This is a genomic window from Algoriphagus alkaliphilus (assembly GCF_900103735.1).
Classification (GTDB): Bacteria; Bacteroidota; Bacteroidia; order Cytophagales; family Cyclobacteriaceae; genus Algoriphagus; species Algoriphagus alkaliphilus.
Genome location: NZ_FMXE01000005.1, coordinates 84,259 through 102,087, shown reverse-complemented (window position 1 = coordinate 102,087; position 17,829 = coordinate 84,259). Strand labels below are relative to the sequence as shown.

15 protein-coding genes are annotated in these 17,829 nt (G+C 44.2%); 4 read left to right on the top strand and 11 right to left on the bottom strand.

The genetic code is table 11. From position 1 onward, the window contains the following. Positions 1–9: 9 nt before the first annotated feature. Complete coding sequence (locus BLQ81_RS04175; protein ID WP_092728699.1) at positions 10–2,523, top strand: family 20 glycosylhydrolase; 2,514 nt, start codon at positions 10–12, stop codon at positions 2,521–2,523. Here the strand turns inward: BLQ81_RS04175 and BLQ81_RS04170 are convergent. Genes BLQ81_RS04170 through BLQ81_RS04155 form a run of 4 tightly spaced genes read right to left on the bottom strand, consistent with a single transcriptional unit; the run spans position 2,520 to position 9,168 of the window. Then, complete coding sequence (locus BLQ81_RS04170; RefSeq protein ID WP_092728698.1) at positions 2,520–3,260, bottom strand: sugar isomerase domain-containing protein; 741 nt, start codon at positions 3,258–3,260, stop codon at positions 2,520–2,522. The two genes, BLQ81_RS04175 and BLQ81_RS04170, sit on opposite strands and share 4 nt — an antisense overlap. 15 nt (positions 3,261–3,275) lie before the next feature. Then, positions 3,276–5,393, bottom strand: a complete 2,118-nt coding sequence (locus BLQ81_RS04165; RefSeq protein WP_092728697.1) for a c-type cytochrome domain-containing protein — start codon at positions 5,391–5,393, stop codon at positions 3,276–3,278. A gap of 9 nt (positions 5,394–5,402) precedes the next feature. After that, positions 5,403–6,857, bottom strand: coding sequence for a DUF1501 domain-containing protein (locus tag BLQ81_RS04160; protein ID WP_092728696.1), 1,455 nt, complete (start codon positions 6,855–6,857; stop codon positions 5,403–5,405). Position 6,858: 1 nt separating this feature from the next. Then, a complete protein-coding gene (locus BLQ81_RS04155) occupies positions 6,859–9,168 on the bottom strand; it encodes a PSD1 and planctomycete cytochrome C domain-containing protein (protein ID WP_092728794.1) in 2,310 nt (769 codons plus the stop codon). A gap of 358 nt (positions 9,169–9,526) precedes the next feature. On the opposite strand from BLQ81_RS04155, the gene BLQ81_RS04150 reads away from it, so the two are divergent. Continuing rightward, a complete protein-coding gene (locus BLQ81_RS04150) occupies positions 9,527–9,859 on the top strand; it encodes a hypothetical protein (protein ID WP_092728695.1) in 333 nt (110 codons plus the stop codon). Positions 9,860–9,914: 55 nt separating this feature from the next. Here BLQ81_RS04150 and accC read toward each other — a convergent pair whose 3' ends face one another. The 7 genes from accC to pdxA form a co-directional block, all read right to left on the bottom strand. After that, on the bottom strand, positions 9,915–11,264 hold the full coding sequence (gene accC / locus BLQ81_RS04145; RefSeq protein WP_092728694.1) for an acetyl-CoA carboxylase biotin carboxylase subunit: 1,350 nt from the start codon (positions 11,262–11,264) through the stop codon (positions 9,915–9,917). A 25-nt stretch (positions 11,265–11,289) separates the two neighbouring features. Next, positions 11,290–11,754: an acetyl-CoA carboxylase biotin carboxyl carrier protein gene (gene accB, locus BLQ81_RS04140; protein WP_092728693.1), complete on the bottom strand. Its 465-nt coding sequence runs from the start codon at positions 11,752–11,754 to the stop codon at positions 11,290–11,292. Positions 11,755–11,850: 96 nt separating this feature from the next. Continuing rightward, positions 11,851–12,414 carry an elongation factor P gene (efp, locus tag BLQ81_RS04135; protein ID WP_092728692.1) on the bottom strand — a complete coding sequence of 188 codons (564 nt, stop codon included), beginning with the start codon at positions 12,412–12,414 and terminating at the stop codon, positions 11,851–11,853. A 22-nt stretch (positions 12,415–12,436) separates the two neighbouring features. Continuing rightward, positions 12,437–13,438 carry a beta-ketoacyl-ACP synthase III gene (locus tag BLQ81_RS04130; protein ID WP_092728793.1) on the bottom strand — a complete coding sequence of 334 codons (1,002 nt, stop codon included), beginning with the start codon at positions 13,436–13,438 and terminating at the stop codon, positions 12,437–12,439. A 229-nt stretch (positions 13,439–13,667) separates the two neighbouring features. Further along, positions 13,668–13,859, bottom strand: a complete 192-nt coding sequence (gene rpmF / locus BLQ81_RS04125; RefSeq protein WP_092728691.1) for a 50S ribosomal protein L32 — start codon at positions 13,857–13,859, stop codon at positions 13,668–13,670. Positions 13,860–13,871: 12 nt separating this feature from the next. Next, positions 13,872–14,450, bottom strand: coding sequence for a YceD family protein (locus BLQ81_RS04120; protein ID WP_092728690.1), 579 nt, complete (start codon positions 14,448–14,450; stop codon positions 13,872–13,874). A 109-nt stretch (positions 14,451–14,559) separates the two neighbouring features. Next, positions 14,560–15,582, bottom strand: coding sequence for a 4-hydroxythreonine-4-phosphate dehydrogenase PdxA (gene pdxA, locus BLQ81_RS04115; protein WP_092728689.1), 1,023 nt, complete (start codon positions 15,580–15,582; stop codon positions 14,560–14,562). 105 nt (positions 15,583–15,687) lie between these two features. On the opposite strand from pdxA, the gene rsmA reads away from it, so the two are divergent. Beyond that, positions 15,688–16,473, top strand: coding sequence for a 16S rRNA (adenine(1518)-N(6)/adenine(1519)-N(6))-dimethyltransferase RsmA (gene rsmA / locus BLQ81_RS04110; RefSeq protein WP_092728688.1), 786 nt, complete (start codon positions 15,688–15,690; stop codon positions 16,471–16,473). Then, positions 16,460–17,827 (top strand): magnesium transporter, encoded by a 1,368-nt coding sequence (gene mgtE, locus BLQ81_RS04105; RefSeq protein WP_092728687.1) that lies wholly within the window; start codon positions 16,460–16,462, stop codon positions 17,825–17,827. Before rsmA ends, mgtE begins: the two co-directional genes overlap by 14 nt. Positions 17,828–17,829: the final 2 nt, after the last annotated feature.

The window sequence follows — 17,829 nt, the reverse complement described above, 5'->3', positions numbered from 1 at the left end:
CACTCGTCTATGAATAAAGTATTGCCGCTATTACTTCTTTTTCTTTATACCCAATCTTGGGCTCAAGTGAATGCCAAGTGGGAAATTCTTGAAAACCGATTTGAAAGCCCGGAATTTCACCGGGCGAAACTAACTTTATCCAATACTGGCTCATCTGATCTTGATGCAGGTTGGAAACTCTATTTCAATTCTGTTTTCATTTCAGTCAACACGCAGGTTCAAACAGAGCCTTTTCAGATACGACACTTGCAAGGAGATTTTTTTGTTTTGGAGGGGAAAAACGCAAGTCCCGTTTTCAAACGGGGAGAAGAAATCTCCATTACCTACCAATCAAGAGGTCCTTATCTGAAAAATTCCTACGCCCCCGAGGGATTGATTTTTCAGGATGCAGATGGGACTCATTTTGAAATAAAAGAGTATCAAGTGGAGGCCATAAGTCTAGATCAATTTAGAGAGATGGCAGCTTCCACACCTCTGCCAATTCCGACCGCAGCAAGGATTTACAGTCAAAATGAAGGCTTGTCTTTACTTCCCAAGGAGCAACTTCCTCCATTTCTTCCCACTCCAAAGTCTTGGAAATACACCGGAGAAACCCTGAAAATCAAGAATGCAGGATTGGCCGTGGTGGGAATTCCGGAATTTGAGGAAGCTTCAAAATTCCTCCTTCTGGCAATAAAGCAAGGGTACAAACCCACGGTAAACAGGGCAGAGGCTCCTATTCAAATCCGGATTGTCAAATCTTCAGAATTGCCTGTGGAGGGGTATAAAATTTCCATAGCAAAACGATTAGTCTTTATCTCTGCCTCTTCACCAAAGGGGGCAATGTATGGGGTTCAGTCTTTCTTGGCGATGATGCCTGCTGATTTTTCAACACGGATAACTGATGAATTCATTCTTCCACAGGTGGAGATTGAGGATTATCCTGCCTATAGCTATCGGGGGTTTTTCCTGGATGTGGCCCGTAATTTTCAACCCAAATCCCAAATTTTGAAGCTATTGGATTTGATGTCCATTTACAAACTCAATGTCTTTCACTTCAATTTGGCTAACGATGAGGGATGGAGATTGCAAATTCCGGGTCTGCCGGAATTAACTGAGTTTGGAAGTAAAAGAGGATTTTCTGAAGATGAATCGGATTTTTTGTGGCCTTATTATGCCTCGGGAGCTGATCCTAAAAAAAGTCAAGCTGGATCTGGGTTTTATACAGTTTCGGATTTTCAGGAAATTTTAGCTTACGCAAAAGGGCTTCAAATTGAAGTCATTCCTGAATTTGGTGTGCCGGCACATTCCAGAGCGGCCATATTAGCGATGGAAAGTCGCTACAGCAAATTGCTAAAAGCCGGAAAAACCTCCGAGGCCTTACAGTATCGATTGGCCGAGGATGATGATCAGAGCAAGTACCTTTCTGCCCAAAACTTCAGAGGAAATACGGTTTGTGTCTGTCAGGAATCAACTTACGCTTTTTATGAAAAACTAGTTTTGGAAGTGAAAGCCATGTATCAAAATACCGGTGTGGAACTGAAAAATTGGCATACCGGAGGTGACGAAGTACCAAGTGGAGTGTGGACAGCTTCCCCGACTTGCAAGGACTTTCTGGCTAAAAATCCAGACATCAAATTGGAAGATTTGAATGACTATTTCCGGAGTCGTGCAGCTTCCATTTTGAAGAAATATGGTTTGGAAATGGGCGGTTGGGAGGAAATCGGACAGACTCATTTTGGTAATTCCGTTGTACCGAATACTAAGTTTGCAGACCAAAATTGGCGACTCTATGCCTGGAATGCCGTGGCAGGCTGGGGAGGAGAGGATATGGCCTACAGGTTGGCAAATGCCGGCTATCCGGTTGTGATCTGCTCCAGTGCCAATTTCTATTTTGACTTAGCCTATGATTGGGATCCGAATGAGCGTGGACATACTTGGAGTGGTGTGACTGATATGTATCAGGCCTGGAAGACGGTGCCCGGCAAACTTTACCTTTCGCATGATCAGACGATTGAGGGAAAGGAATGGAGCTGGGCATCAGTCCAAGCATCCTTCACCAAGTTGAGTCCCGAGGGCAAAAAGAATATCATCGGAGTGTCAGGGCAACTATGGACTGAAACAGTGAAAAGTCCTGAGATGCTGGAGTATTATCTTTTCCCAAAAATGCTTGGGTACATCGAACGGGCTTGGGTAGGAGATCCTGCATGGTCGGATGCCGAATCTGAAGAAGAAATGAAGACAAAAAGGCTTGTCGAATGGAATGTTTTTGCAAATCTGATCGGACAAAAAGAGATTCCCCGATTGGAAAAACTCCGGGGTGGCTTCAATCATCGGATTCCAAAATCTGGAGTAATGGTCAAAGACGGGATGATTTATGCCAATGTGCAGACACCGGGATTGGTCATTCGATATACTCAGGATGGGTCTGAACCAAGCGAGTCCTCAGCGATTTATTCCAACCCAATTCCGCACAAAGGAGGGGAGAAGTTTCGTGTTTTTACTCCTTCCGGAAATGCCGGCGCTTCAATCTTTCTGGATTAAAGGATTTTAACCTGCGATTTGTATTTGGCGATGAGGGAATCATTGTAAGCCTCTCCATTATCTGAATTAGAGCTGTTGAAAATTTCAGGCACAGTTCCATTTTCCAAAAGAATGGCAGTCGCCTGTACCATGATGGCATTGAGCAATGCCGCACCCACAACGGTAGAAGTCGCTCCGACTTTTGATTCCAAACCTTCCAATTTGATCGAAGCGTCGCCAATTTCACCGCAGGTGTCCAAGAAAATATCGCTTACTTGAAACAGCTTAAGACCCGATGAATGCCTGGAATCCACTGCTTTGCTGTGTGCATGATTTGTAAGTGCGATTACTTTTGCACCTTTTTTTTGCGCTAATTGAGCCATTTCAATACTGACCGAATTTCTTCCTGAGTTGGAAGAAATGATGAAAACGTCCTTGTTTGTCAAGGAATAGGACTTGAAAAGTTTTTCAGCGTAGCCCTCTCTTCGTTCCACCTCGGTACTTCCGGAGGCATCCTTGTGAAGCATTAAATCCGGGTCGAGGATTGGAATCACTCTCGCAAAGCCCCCTGCACGATAAAAGATCTCTTCGGCAAGCATGTGGGAATGTCCCGTTCCACTGGTATATATCCAACCTTCACTGGCAATGGATTCAGCAATCCATTTTGCGGCTGTATAAATTTCTTTTTCCTGACGGAAAGCGCGTCGGAGTTTTTCGAATACCACATCTTGAAATTGCTTGGATGGACTTGGGCTCATAGTAGGGTTAGGGGATTATAAATTCAACAAAATCTCATCCACAAACACCCACCCTTTTGCTCCTGCTCCGGGATGCCAAGCTGGCAGTTTTGAGATTGGTTTCAGTCTGACTTTAAGTTTGTCGAAGGATACTTCGGGTAGTGAATAAGTTAAAACACCAAATCTCACCTCTTCCAATTTTGAAGAGACTTGGGTTGGAGTTTGGGTGATTTTCTGCCAACCCGCCTGTCCACCTGTCCAGATCTCAACCGATTCCGGAGGGAAAATATAAGCTCCTTCATTAAGTAGAAAACTCAGGCTGAGGTATTTCGGAGCGGAATTTTTTTCCAGAAAAATCTCAATCTCCAGTGGCGTGTCTGTAAAACCCAGCCAATCCCCGGAGGTGTGATTGGTTTTTCCTTTTATCCCATCAAACAGCGAAGTGGCTCCTTTGGCCTTGTAACGGGGGTTTGGCTCAAAAGCGAGCTGATAGGATTGGGGTTTTATTCCTTCTTTGAATACTAAATTGGAGGTGATTACACTGCCTTTCCAGTCTCGGGAAAAAGCTTTTGCACGTATCTGAACTGTTTTTTTGAGCCAGATCGGACCGGAATAAATTGGACTTTGAATGCTATCCGGTTCGGTTCCATCCAATGAATACCGGATCTCGGCGGTACGAATCGGGTGGGATAGTATCAGCTCCATGGAATCCTGAAACAGGGTCTTTTCAAACTCGATTTTTGGTGGATTTAGCGCGTAGATGATGCCTTTTCCATCGAACCCAAAATCAATTTGGGCCTGTGGTAAACCCTTTTTGAGCTCTTCCTTTGCTGTCTCATCCAATCCGGAATTCCAGAGAAAAAGCTTTCTTACCTGTTTAAGTTTACTGAGTTCAGAGACGGAGGATGAGCCAAATTCATTTCCCGAAAGCGCAAGATTTCGGAGATTTTCGAGGCCTTCCAGATTTGAAAGTTGCTCCGGTTTGACTCCGGTGAAGTTGAGCTGAAGCTCTTCTAGATTGGGGAAGTTTCGCAGAAAACTCAAATCAACAGTAGCAAGTGGCATCCGATTTAGATTCAATCTAACCACCTGCTTGTTCACTTTTTTCAAGTCTTGGAGTGAGGCCGCATCAAAGGTGGAAATTCCATAATAAGCGACTTCCAATGCCGGTGATCCCGGAAATACCGGATTTACCTTTCGGAAGAAATTGTTCAGCTTTTTGATATCTGAATCCGAAGCTGGGCCAAAGCTGTACGTTTTCTGATTGGAGAATCGGTTTGAAGCGAGCTGGAAAAGCGGTTCTTCGGATTTTAGTTCGGAGACCTTTTGATCAAAGGAACTCCCGGCTGCCACCCAGGCTTCGAGGATTTCAATCTCCTCATCTGTCAGTTGGGTTTTATTCTTTGGAGGCATGTGTTCTTTTTCATCTTTTGGGAGATTGATCCGCTGAATCAAAAGCGATTTTTCCATGTCACCCGGAACAACAAAAGGCCCGCTTTTTCCGCCTTTTTGCAATCCGGCTAACTGATCCATCCGAAGTTCCCCTTTGACTTTGCCTTCCTTGTGACAGGCGATGCATTTCGCTTCTAAAATGGGCTGAACCAAATGCTCAAAAACCTCCGCATCTTCCAACGCAACAAATTCAGTCTCCTTCGACTGAATCGGAGCCAAAAGAAAATCTTCGCCATGGGTCAGATTTGCCCCGAAATGACCGGTAAGAATTATTGCAAGAGCCAATGTCCCTGTGGAAATCCGAAGAAAATTGGCGGACTTTTCCCTGAAAAAGTAAATCAAAACCGAAAGCAGTAAGGAAGCGAGTCCTAGCCATTGATGCCAAACCAGAGCATCTCCATCGTAGTCTTCTGTGGCAAGGATCAATCCCGCCACGACTGTGATTCCGGTCAGATTTCCCCCAACCAATAAAATTTGGGCACCGGCATTTTTTAACCGTAGATCTGAAAGCCAAAGCAAGCCGACCGCCATCAATAGCAGTACAATCGGGAAGTGAAGGATAAGCGGGTGAGCTCTTCCCAATACTTGCAGAAGGGCGGGGATTTCCAGTCGATCTCCGGCCAAACTCAGCACCAAGGCCAATCCCAGCCAGAAGAAAAGGAGGTTTTCAAGAATCGGAATAATCCGGGAAACTTTAGGCATAAATGGGAATTAAGCGATCAGGTCTTTTACAACTTTTCCGTGTACATCGGTGAGCCGGTAGCGTCTGCCAAGATGTTTATAGGTAAGTTTTTCATGGTCTATTCCCATCAGATGCATTACTGTTGCTTGAAAATCATGGACATGTACCGGATTTTCGGTGATGTTGTAGCCGAAGTCGTCTGTCTCTCCATAGACCATTCCGGACTTTACTCCACCGCCTGCCATGAAGATGGAAAATGCCCTCGGATGGTGATCCCGGCCGTAGTTTTCGGGTTGGATCTTGCCTTGGCAATAATTGGTTCGGCCAAATTCTCCACCCCAGATGATCAGGGTTTCGTCCAACAATCCGCGTTGTTTCAGGTCGGTAATCAATCCTGCTGTGGCTTGGTCCACATCTTTAGCCTGCCCAATCATCTGATTGGGCAGGTTGTCATGGGCATCCCAGCCCTGATGATAGAGTTGGACGAAGCGGACTCCATTCTCTGAGAGTTTCCTTGCCAAAAGGCAATTGGCAGCGTAAGTGCCGGGAACCAAGCAATCCGGGCCATAGAGTTTGATCACGCTGTCCGGCTCTTTGGAGGTATCTGTGATCTCTGGCACTGCTGTTTGCATGCGATACGCCATTTCGTACTGCTGCACTTTAGCGGTGATCTGCGGATCGTTGAATTCCTGATAGTTCATCTCATTGAGCGCGGCGATCTGATCGATCATTTTTCGGCGCTGATCCCGACTCATACCATCCGGATCTTTGAGATAAAGCACCGGATCTTCGGAATTGGAAAACTGGACTCCCTGATGGGTCGCGTCCAAAAAGCCATTGGACCAAAGCTTGGAATAAACGCCTTGCCCATTGCCTTTGCCACGACTCAACAGCACGCAGAAAGCCGGAAGGTTTGCATTTTCACTTCCCAAGCCATAGCTCAGCCAAGACCCCATACTGGGACGGTTTCCAACTTGAGCGCCGGTTTGGAAAAAAGTCAGTGCAGGATCGTGATTGATGGCTTCGGTATGCATGGATTTGACAATCAACAGATCATCCACCACACTCGAGATGTGTGGAAAAAGGGAAGAAATCCAAGCCCGACTTTCGCCATATTGATTAAACCCGAAGTAAGAACCTACCAGGGGAAAAGAACTCTGTCCTGCAGTCATGCCGGTCAAGCGTTGACCCATCCGTATGGACTCGGGGAGTTCCTGTCCAAAGTTTTTGGTCAAAAGCGGTTTGTAATCAAAAGTTTCCAGTTGAGAAGGAGCACCATTTTGGAAAAGATAAATGATCCGCTTGGCCTTTGGTGCAAAATGAGGAAGGGCGCGCATCAAGCCGTCCTCTGCTTCCTGCTTTCCGGTGAATAAATCCGGAATCAACAGCGAACCCAAAGCAACACTTCCGATTCCCAAACTTAGCCGCGATAGAAATTTTCGTCTGTTGTGGTTGAGTCCCTGTTCTAATATTTCCTTTTCCATCTCAACTTTTGGTTATCGTTTCTTCCAAATTATACAAACTCACAATCACCTGCATCAAAGCGGCATTTTCGGGTGTGATCGCTTTTTCATTCATAGGATATTCACCTATATCCAATGCCTTTTTTGCGTTTTCGGGATTCTCCCGAAAGTCCTTCAATTGAGTTAGGTAGTAGTCTAAGAGCAGCTCTTTTTCTTTGGACTTCATTTCCCGGCAGACTATCCGCTTGAAAGCTTCTTCAATCGCCTTTTCTTCATCTGAAATGCCTTCCGAAAGCTTTGTTGCCAAGACCCGGGCTGCTTCCAATACCATCGGATCGTTCATCATCACCAAGGCCTGAAGTGGGGTATTGGTCCGGTTTCGGCCGATTTCGCAACGATCCCGGTTACTTGAATCGAAGATGATTGCTTTGGGAGGAGGTACGGTCAGTTTAATGAAATTGTAGATTCCCCTTCGGTAAAGCTTGTTGCCGGTATCCTGTATGTAGGTCGCAAGCGTACCTCGTCCGGAGGTGGCCGCCTCCCAAAGTCCGGAAGGCTGATAGGGTTTGACACTTGGTCCTCCGATTTCTCCGTGAAGGAGTCCGCTACTCGCCAAAACCAAGTCTTGGATATGTTCTGCCGGTAGTCGCAACCGGGGTGCCCTAGCCAGATAGAGATTGTCGGGATCGATGCTCAGGTGATCCTTAGTGATCACTGCAGACTGTCGGTAAGTAGCCGAAAGTAGGATCTGCTTAATCAGACGCTTGATATCCCAGCCGTTTTCCATAAAGTCAGCTGCCAGCCAATCCAGCAGTTCGGGATGGGTAGGCAGATCGCCCTGCATGCCGAAGTCTCCGGCAGACTTGACAATTCCTTTCCCGAAGATTTCCTGCCAGATCAGATTGACAAAGACCCGGCTGGTCAGTGGGTTTTCGCGATTGGTGGTCCATTTGGCCAAGCCAAGCCTATTTTTTTCCAGATTTTCGGAAAATTCAAAAATGGAAGCCGGAGTGGAGGCATCCACCGGGATGGTTGGGGCGTCATAAACTCCCCGATCAAGAATATAAGTCGTACGTTTTTCCTCGTTTTCACCCATCACTGATACCATGAGTTTGGTGGTATCCGGGTGGTTGATGAAGTTCATGATTCCATCCAGATCGTCTCGTTCGATCCAAAGGATGGGCGTTTTTGCAGGTTTGGTTCGGCTGATGTCGCCTTCAAATCCTTTTTCTTTGGAGTTGTTGAAAAAGGCAAAAAGCTCGTAATATTCCTTTTGGGAAAACGGATCATACTTGTGGTCATGACATTGAGCACACTCCATTGTGATGCCGAGAATACTTTTGCTGAAGGTGTTGGTTTTGTCCAGCACATACTCGATTCGGTATTCTTCCTCGATGATACCGCCCTCTTCGGTGTACTTGTGATTTCGGTTGAAAGCTGTGGCTAAAATCTGTTCCTTATTGGCGTTGGGAAGCAGGTCACCTGCAAGTTGCCATGTCAGGAATTGATCGTAGGGAAGGTTCTGGTTAAAAGCATGAATAACCCAATCGCGGTAGGGCCATTGGGATCTGACTTCATCATCCTGATAGCCGTAGCTGTCTGCATAGCGGGAAATATCCAGCCAAAGGACGGCCAGTTTTTCCCCGAAGGCGGGCCGTGCAAGCAATTCATCCAGTAATTTTTCATAGGTGTTTACACCTGAGAAATCTGCGTATTTGTCCAATAACTCCGGCTTAGGCGGTAGTCCTGTCAGATCTAAACTGGTCCGTTTAATGAGTTCCTGAGGTTTGGCTTCGGGATTGGGCTTTAGCTTTTTGGAACGCATTTTCCGGTACGCAAATGCATCGATTTCGTTGGTTCCCCAGTCGACTTTAGGAACTGCCGGCTTCTTTACCTTCAAAAAAGCCCAGTGTGGTTCGTATTTGGCACCTTGCTCGATCCAGCGCTTGATCAATTCAATTTCCTCTTCATTCAGCGAAAGATTGGATTCCGGAGGAGGCATCATTTCTCCGGGATCAGTGGAGCTGATCCGGTGGTAGACTTCGGACTTTTCCAGATTTCCTGCTACAAGGGCAAACTTTCCCGGACTTTCTTTAAGTGCGGTAAAAGCACCAACTTCGGTGTCCAACCGTAAGTCTGCCTCCCGCTTATTCGCATCTGGCCCATGACATGCGAAGCATTTGTCAGACAGTATAGGGCGGATGTGAAAGTTGTAGCTGATTTGATCGGAACCTTCCAGATCGATGGCATCATCATTTTTCTCAGTGCAATTCCAAGAAAGATATGCCAGAAACAGTATTCCTATAGTGCTCGAGAATTTGAAATGAGTCATTTGGGAAGGAATTATTGGGATTGATAAGTTATGGAAAAATTTTAAAAAAGGGGTGCTTACTTTTTGATAAAAAAATGTGGTAATAAAAAATAATTTCCTGTTATGTCCGAGTTGTTTCAAGTTTGAATAAATTTCTAAATAGGCAATAATTGCAAAATAATATTTTATAATTAATGGGATATGCGAAAATTATAGGTGTTATGATTGAAATCTACTTGATGTCTTTTCCTTAATTTTCATCAAACAAATTGGTATGAAAAACCTGATATAGTCTCTCCTTGCAGGATTATTTCTTCTTATTCTTTTTCCTTCATGTAAAACCTATAGAAATGTTGAAAATTTGAAGCCAAGTATACCAATGGCTCAAATAACTGAAGTCTTTGACATAACTTCTCTTGAAAAGCTTATTGAAGGGGATCGAATAATCATCAAGTCAAAAAACAACAAACTTTACCACGCCTATTTTAAACTCGTGCAAGGAGAAATGCTGATGGTGACACTTTGGAAAGAAGACTCAAAAAAAATAGATCCCCCTCATGCTTTCCAATTACCAGTGAGTGAAATTGAGCATTTAAAGGTTATAAGAGTGAGTGCAGCCGCGACAATTCCTGTAGTAATTATTTCCGCTTTGGGAATTTTTGTGGTGATTGTGGTAATTGCTTGGTCTACGGGCGGAGGGTTTGGGTGGTGAAAAAAATAAAAAAGCCACCCTTACGAGTGGCTTTTGAAATTTTATCTTTTTACTCCTAGTATCTAACCAATGAGAAATCAAAGGTTTCCAGAAACTTCGTCGTGAAGTTCCCAGCTTTGAATTCCTCATCTTCCAGCAAGGCAATGTGAAAAGGAATGGTAGTTTTGATACCGTCGATTACGAATTCTTCCAAAGCCCGCTTCATCCGTACAATTACTTCTTCTCTGGATTGGCCACTCACAATAAGCTTTGCAATCATTGAGTCATAGTTTGGAGGGATGACATAGCCTGCGTACACATGTGAATCCACCCTGACACCACGTCCACCGGGAATATGAAGGTTCAGAATTTTCCCCGGGCTAGGTCTGAAATTGTGGGCGACATCCTCGGCATTGATTCTACACTCCATCGCAAACAGTTTAGGGTAGTAGTTTCTGCCCGAGATTGTCTCTCCTGCGGCCACTTTGATTTGCTCTTTGATCAAATCAAAATCTGTCACCTCTTCTGTAATTGGATGCTCTACCTGGATTCGGGTGTTCATTTCCATAAAATAGAAATTACGGTCTTTATCCACAAGAAATTCAATAGTTCCAGCACCCTCGTATCCGATTGCCTCTGCACCTTTGATGGCAGCTTTACCCATAGCTTCTCGAAGTTCGTCCGTGATAAACGGAGAGGGGGTTTCTTCCACCAGTTTTTGGTGCCTCCGCTGGATAGAGCAATCGCGCTCTGATAGGTGGCAAGCTTTACCGGTTTTATCTCCGATGATTTGAATCTCGATATGGCGAGGTTCTTCTACATATTTTTCCAAATAAAGTCCATCATTGCCAAATGCAGCACCTGATTCCATTTTGGCATCATCCCAGGCTTTTTTGAAGTCTTTATCTTCTCTGACGATTCGCATTCCGCGGCCACCGCCTCCGGCAGTTGCTTTAAGAATAATCGGATAGCCCATTTCATTGGCGAGTTTCAGGCCTTGTTCGATAGAATCTATCAGTCCTTCAGAGCCTGGAATAGTTGGGACCCCCGCAGCTTTCATGGTTGCTTTGGCTGTAGCCTTGTCACCCATTTTGGCAATCATATCCGGAGAAGCTCCGATGAATTTGATGCCATATTCCTCACAAATCCTCGAAAACTCGGCGTTTTCTGATAGGAATCCGTAGCCAGGATGAATCGCATCCGCATTGGTAATCTCTGCTGCGGCTATGATTCGTGGGATGTTGAGGTAGGAGTCGCGACTTGGCGCTGGTCCAATGCAGACAGCCTCGTCTGCAAATCGAACATGCAAGCTGTCTTTGTCTGCTGTTGAATACACTGCCACCGTTTTGATCCCCATCTCCTTGCAGGTTCGGATGATTCGGAGAGCAATTTCTCCACGATTTGCTATTAATATCTTTTTAAACACGGTCTTGTATGGTTATGTGAAAAAATCAACCAGCCGGATCAACTAGGAACAATGGCTGGTCGTATTCTACCGGTGTAGCGTTGGCGACCAGAATTTTCACGATTTTGCCTGAAATCTCAGATTCAATTTCATTGAAAAGCTTCATGGCTTCGATGATACAAACTGTTTCTCCAGCTTTAATTGACGCACCTTCTGTCGCAAAGGGTGCGGAATCTGGATTTGGGGTTAGATAGAATGTCCCGATCATTGGAGATTTGATTTCGATCAGGTTGGAAGGTGTGGCTATCGGAATGGGAGCAGGCGCGACTGGAGTAGGGGAAGCTACAGGAACTGGAGCTGGTGCTTGAGGTGCTGCCGGAGCGTGGATGATTTGCGCTGACTCTGCATATTTTTTAATGGAAAGTTCAAATTCCTCGGTTTTGATTTTGACCTCTGCAAGGCCGGAATTGGAAATGTAGTCGATCAATTCCTGGATCTCTTTAGCTTTCATAGGGTTTCAGTTAGTTGAAATGTGCATTGCCACTTCTGTTGGGTTTAAAAACAATAAAGCCGCGTAATTTAAAGAAATCACACAGCCTTTTATAATTTATTTTACTCTTTCCGAGTAAGATCCGTCTCTGGTGTCCACCCGAATCATAATGTCCTGCTCCACGAACAAGGGAACCATAACGGTTGCACCGGTTTCCAAAGTTGCAGGTTTTTGAGCGTTGGTGGCCGTATCTCCTTTGATACCCGGCTCGGTATAAGTGATCATCAACTCCACAAATGGCGGTAATTCCACTGATAGGGGAGTTTCTGTTTCATCATGGATAAGGATGTCGACGTTTTGACCGTCTTTCAAGAGTTTTGGTCTTTCGATCAGTCGCTCTTCCAGACTGATTTGTTCGAAGGTTTCGGTATTCATGAAGTTATACCCCATGTCATCTGCATATAGAAATTGGAAAGGCCTTTTTTCTACGCGTGCGGTTGTTACTTTTTCACCTGCATTGAATGTCTTTTCCAAAGTCTTACCAGATCTCAGACTTTTTAATTTGGTTCGAACGAAAGCCGCACCTTTCCCCGGTTTGACATGTTGAAATTCGACAATTGAATAAATATCATTGTTCATTACCAGACAAAGGCCATTCTTAAAATCTGCAGTACTTGCCATAATATGTTTATGAATATTGAGTTTATTTTTTAGGATCGTATGCCCACTTCAAATAAATAGAGCCCCAAGTGAAACCACCACCGAATGCAGCCAAAATAAGGTTATCGCCTTTTTTGAGTTGGCTTTCATACTCCCAAAGACAAAGAGGAATAGTAGCCGCAGTGGTATTGCCATAGCGTTCTATATTCATCATGACTTTATCCGGCCCAATACCCATGCGGTTTGCAGTGGCATCGATAATTCGCTTATTGGCTTGATGTGGGACAAGCCAGGCGACATCTTCACCTTTTAATCCGTTCCTTTCCATCACTTCTGCACTGACATCTGCCATATTTGTCACAGCAAACTTAAAAACTGAAGCTCCTTCCTGGTAAGCAAAGTGCTCTCGGGCAGCAAGAGTTTCAGCTGTGGCAGGCCGACGGCTTCCCCCGGCTTTCATATGTAGGTAAGGCTCCCCAGACCCATCTGACTTGAGGATGGCGTCCATTATTCCTTCTTCTTCCGTAGTGGCTTCAAGCAATACTGCGCCTGCTCCATCACCAAAAAGAATGCAGGTAGTCCGATCTTGATAGTCAACAATTGCGGACATTTTATCCGCGCCTACGATTATTACTTTCTTATGAGTACCGGATTGAATAAATTGAGAACCTACCTGCAGTGCATATAAAAAACCGGAGCACGCTGCTGCTACGTCAAAACTGAAGCTTTTTTTAGCCCCAACTTTATCGGCGATGATATTCGCAGTAGCAGGGAAAGGAAGGTCTGGAGTCACAGTGGCACAAATGATCATTTCGATTTCCAAAGGATCTGTGTTGGTTTTTTCCAAGAGTCCTTTGACAGCTTCAATTGCCATTACAGAAGTTCCTTGGTTTTCACCTTTTAAGATTCTCCTTTCCTTGATTCCTGTCCGGGAAGTGATCCACTCGTCGTTGGTCTCTACCAGCTTTTCAAGTTCTGTGTTTGTCAATCGATATTCCGGTACGTAACCTTGTATACCGGTGATTTTGGCTCTGATTTTCTCCATTCTTATAGGTCTGAAAGAGTTTTTTATCTTTGTGAGGCCCCCAAACTGGGTTGATTTTTTCTTAGGTAATTCCTGAGAAAAGCCAAAAATAGCATAATGCCCTCTGTCCACCAAAACCAATACAGTATCCCGTATTCAAATTGCTGCAAGTCAGGTCGTTTGAGTTTTAGCCAACAAAAAATCCATTCCTTGAGAGAATGGATTTTAAAAATACCGTGTGAAGTTGATATTATGCTTTAATTTCTTTTTCGATGATTACTTGTCCTTTGTAGTACAATTTTCCGTCAAGCCAGAAAGCTCTGTGTGGTAGGTGCATTTCGCCTGTAGTTTGACATTTTGCCATTCCCGGAGCTTCCAGTTTATAGTGAGTTCTTCTCTTATCTCTTCTGGTTTTCGAAATTTTACGTTTAGGATGTGCCATTTTATGCGTGGTTTATGATTGTTCTTTGTTTTTTAACTTCATTAATTGTTCCCATCGTGGATCGACAGGTTTTATTTCTTCTTCTTCGTTTGGACTTTCACTTTCGGTATCACTGTCCAACTCTTCATCGATATAGACATATCCACCTTCTACTTCCAACTCTTCATCATCCAATTCATTTCTGTGATCAGGATGAATTTTTTTGAGTGGCAGGGCTAGCAATATGAATTCATAAATTAGCTGGGCTACATTGATGATTGGTGTATCCCGTGTAATCATGAACACATCTTCATCAATTTCCCGCTCTTCAGATCCATATTTGTAGATCATTTTTTGGGAAAAATCCAAAGGATGATCAAAGGTTTCCAAACTTCTATCGCAGGTCAGTTGTACGCTGCCTTTGATGTGAAAATGGGCTTCAATTACATTTGCCCCTTTATCAAGGATGACCCGTATGGTCAACTTGCCTTTTTCGACGATTTCATTGTCTTCGAAGTTTTGGAAAAATGAATCGCCAATTTCAAAGTCAATTTCGTGTCTCCCTTCCTTGAACTTAATTACTTCAATATCAAAGGTTTTCCAGAATTTCACGATTTGTCCTCCCGATTTAAGAGCGCAAATGTAGGTATAATTTTAAAATAGCTAAAACAGAACTTGAAATTATATTTGGTTCTTACCCCTTTTTCTTAATAAAATTAAGTTAGCCTTCTACTTCTTCTATTTCATGCATCTGAATGATATCTGAGGCTAAATGAAGCGCCGCTCTCATGGATCCCTCATCAGCGATGTTTTTACCAGCGATATTATAAGCTGTACCATGGTCAGGAGAGGTGCGAATCACCGGTAATCCTGCCGTAAAATTGACGCCTGAACTGAAAGCAATGGATTTGAACGGAATCAATCCCTGATCGTGATACATTGCCAAAACCCCATCAAACTTCTGCTGATGCATCATCCCGAAAAAACCATCGGCAGGATATGGGCCAAAGACATATTTATTTTGATCTTTTAGCTCCTTGATCGCGGGCTTGATGATTTTCTCCTCCTCTTCACCCAGCAGACCGTCTTCTCCTGCATGAGGGTTTAGGCCTAGAATGGCGATTTTGGGCTTATTAATTCCAAAATCATTTTCAAGGCTTTTGAGAAAAATATTGGCTTTCTTCTGAATTCGTTCTTTGGTGATGGTTTCTGGAACTTTTGCCAATGGCAAGTGCCCTGTAACCAAAGCAACGCGTAAGGTGTCATCCACCATCATCATCAGACTTTCTTTGGCCCCTACAGCCTCTGTGATGAATTCGGTATGTCCAATAAAATGAAAATCTTCGGAGTTAAGATTGTTTTTGTTCAAAGGTGCCGTGACCAATCCTTGGATTTTACCGTCTTTAAGATCATTTACGGCAGCCCTTAGCGCTTCCAATGCCATTTTTGCAGCCTCGACAGTTTCCACTCCGGGAATTACTTCCGGAGCTTCTTCCATTACATTGATGACATTGATCTTTCGGTGTTGGATTTCATCCAACGATCGGATTTGGGAGAAATTAAAATCCTCCATACTCATCAGCTTTCGATAGAACGAGATCACTTTTCCATGACCATAAATCAAAGGTGTAAATGACTTATAAACCCGATTGTCTGCCAGCGCTCTCAGCGTTACTTCTACTCCGATCCCATTGATGTCTCCAATGCTGATTCCAATGATGGGTTTTTGTTTTTTTGCGTTCATGTTACGATATGCCGTATTGGTGTGGTGGGACAAATTTCCCGTGCCTTTAGGAATATTCCCTTATTTTTAGGCCTGCAATTTATAAAAATTTATCGGAGCCTGAGGATGGAAAAAGTCAAACCTAAAAAGCATCTTGGACAGCATTTCCTGACTGATCTGAGTATCGCCGAGCGTATCGCGCAGGCAGTCAAAGGTCATGATGGAGTCAATAAGGTGTTGGAGATCGGTCCTGGCATGGGCGTATTGACTGATTTTCTCCTGAAAAATCCCCAAGAACTTTATCTCATTGAGATAGATAGGGAAAGTATTGCCTACCTGCATAAAAAATATCCTCAGCTTGGTGAAAGGATTATCGAAGGCGATTATCTAAAATATGATGCCTCACGGATCCTTCCGGAGAAGTATTCGATCGCCGGAAATTTTCCCTACAATATTTCTTCCCAAATATTTTTCAGAGTTTTGGAAGAAAAAGACCGGGTCACTGAGGTCGTCTGTATGCTTCAAAAAGAAGTCGCCATGCGAATCGCATCTCCCAAGGGAAATAAAGACTACGGAATTTTATCTGTCTTACTTCAGGCGTGGTACGATATTGAATACCTCTTTACTGTGCCTCCGACAGTTTTCAACCCACCTCCAAAAGTAAATTCGGGGGTCATTCGTCTCACACGAAATTCAGTTCAAAAGTTGGACTGCGACGAAAAGCTCTTTTTCAAAGTGGTGAAAGGCGGATTCAGTACCCGGAGAAAAACGCTTCGAAATGCACTGAAATCTTTTGAGCTTTCGGAGGATTTCCGTTCCAATCCCATTTTGGATAAACGGGCCGAGCAATTGGGCGTGGAAGAATTTGTGTTTTTGACCCAACAAATCGAAAAAGGTCGTGGAAGCAATTAAGCAATTTGAATTATCTAAAGAATACCTCGAAAGTCTCCAATTGGGGATCGAGCAGGGGAATGTTGACTTCATCCGCGAGTCTCTCGATGGAGTCAATGAGGCAGATATTGCTGCTATTCTCGATGAGCTGAGTCTACAGGAGTCGGTGTATGTTTTACGGCTTTTGGAAAACCAACTTGCAGCAGACATTCTTATCGAGCTGGATGATGTGACTCTTCTGAAGGTGCTTCGAGAAATTGAAAACTCCGAAATCGCAGCTTGGATTGAGATGATGGACTCCGATGATGGAGCTGATATCTTGAACTTGCTTTCTGAGAAGGATAGAGAAGAGGTTATTTCGGATTTTCAGGACAAAGTCAAATCAGAGCAGGTTCTCGAACTCCTCCGCTACGAAGAAGACACCGCAGGGGGTATCATGGCCAAGGAATTTATCCGCGCCAACAAAAACTGGAATGTCGTTCAGACAATTAATGAGATTCGCCGTCAGGCTGAAAATGTAGAGAAGATCTACTCCATCTATGTGGTAGACAACCGGCAGCAATTGATGGGACGGGTATCATTGAAAAGAATTATCCTGGCTGGCGCTGATACAAAAATTGAGGATATCTACGATGATGAAGTGATCTCGGTACCGGTACATATGGATCAGGAGGAAGTGGCTTCAGTTATGAGAAAGTACGACTTGGAATCCGTACCGGTGATCAATGCCAAAAACAAGTTGGTGGGAAGAATTACGGTCGATGACATCCTGGATGTTGTGCAGGAGGAAGCAGATGAAGATATTCAGGCGATGTCAGGTATCTCGGCTCAGGTCGATGAATACGACAGTGTGTATAAGTTGACCAAAGCGCGGCTTCCCTGGTTGATGATAGGAATTATCGGTGGACTTTTGGGAGCGGGGTTTATTGGTTTTTTTGAGGCAGGACTGGCGAAAGTCACGGCCTTGGCGTTCTTCATTCCGCTGATTACAGCTACCGGTGGAAATGTGGGAATACAGTCTTCTACGCTGGTGGTTCAGTCTTTGGCAAATAAATCGGCTTTTGATGACAGTCTTTCGCGAAGATTTATGAAGGGCCTTTTGGTAGCCATTATCAATGGTTTGGTGCTTGCCTCTTTCGTTTTCGGAATGGTAGTACTGTTCTATGGAAATGAGGTCAAATTTGCTATGGTAATCTCTATTGCGCTGTTTTGCGTGGTATTGTTAGCATCATTCATGGGGACTTTCACCCCCATCGTTTTGGATAGATTTGGAATCAATCCGGCCTTGGCCTCGGGTCCTTTTATCACCACAGCAAACGATTTGATTGGATTGGCGGTTTACTTTTTAGTTGCAATGTCCCTTTTGAGTTTGTAGTA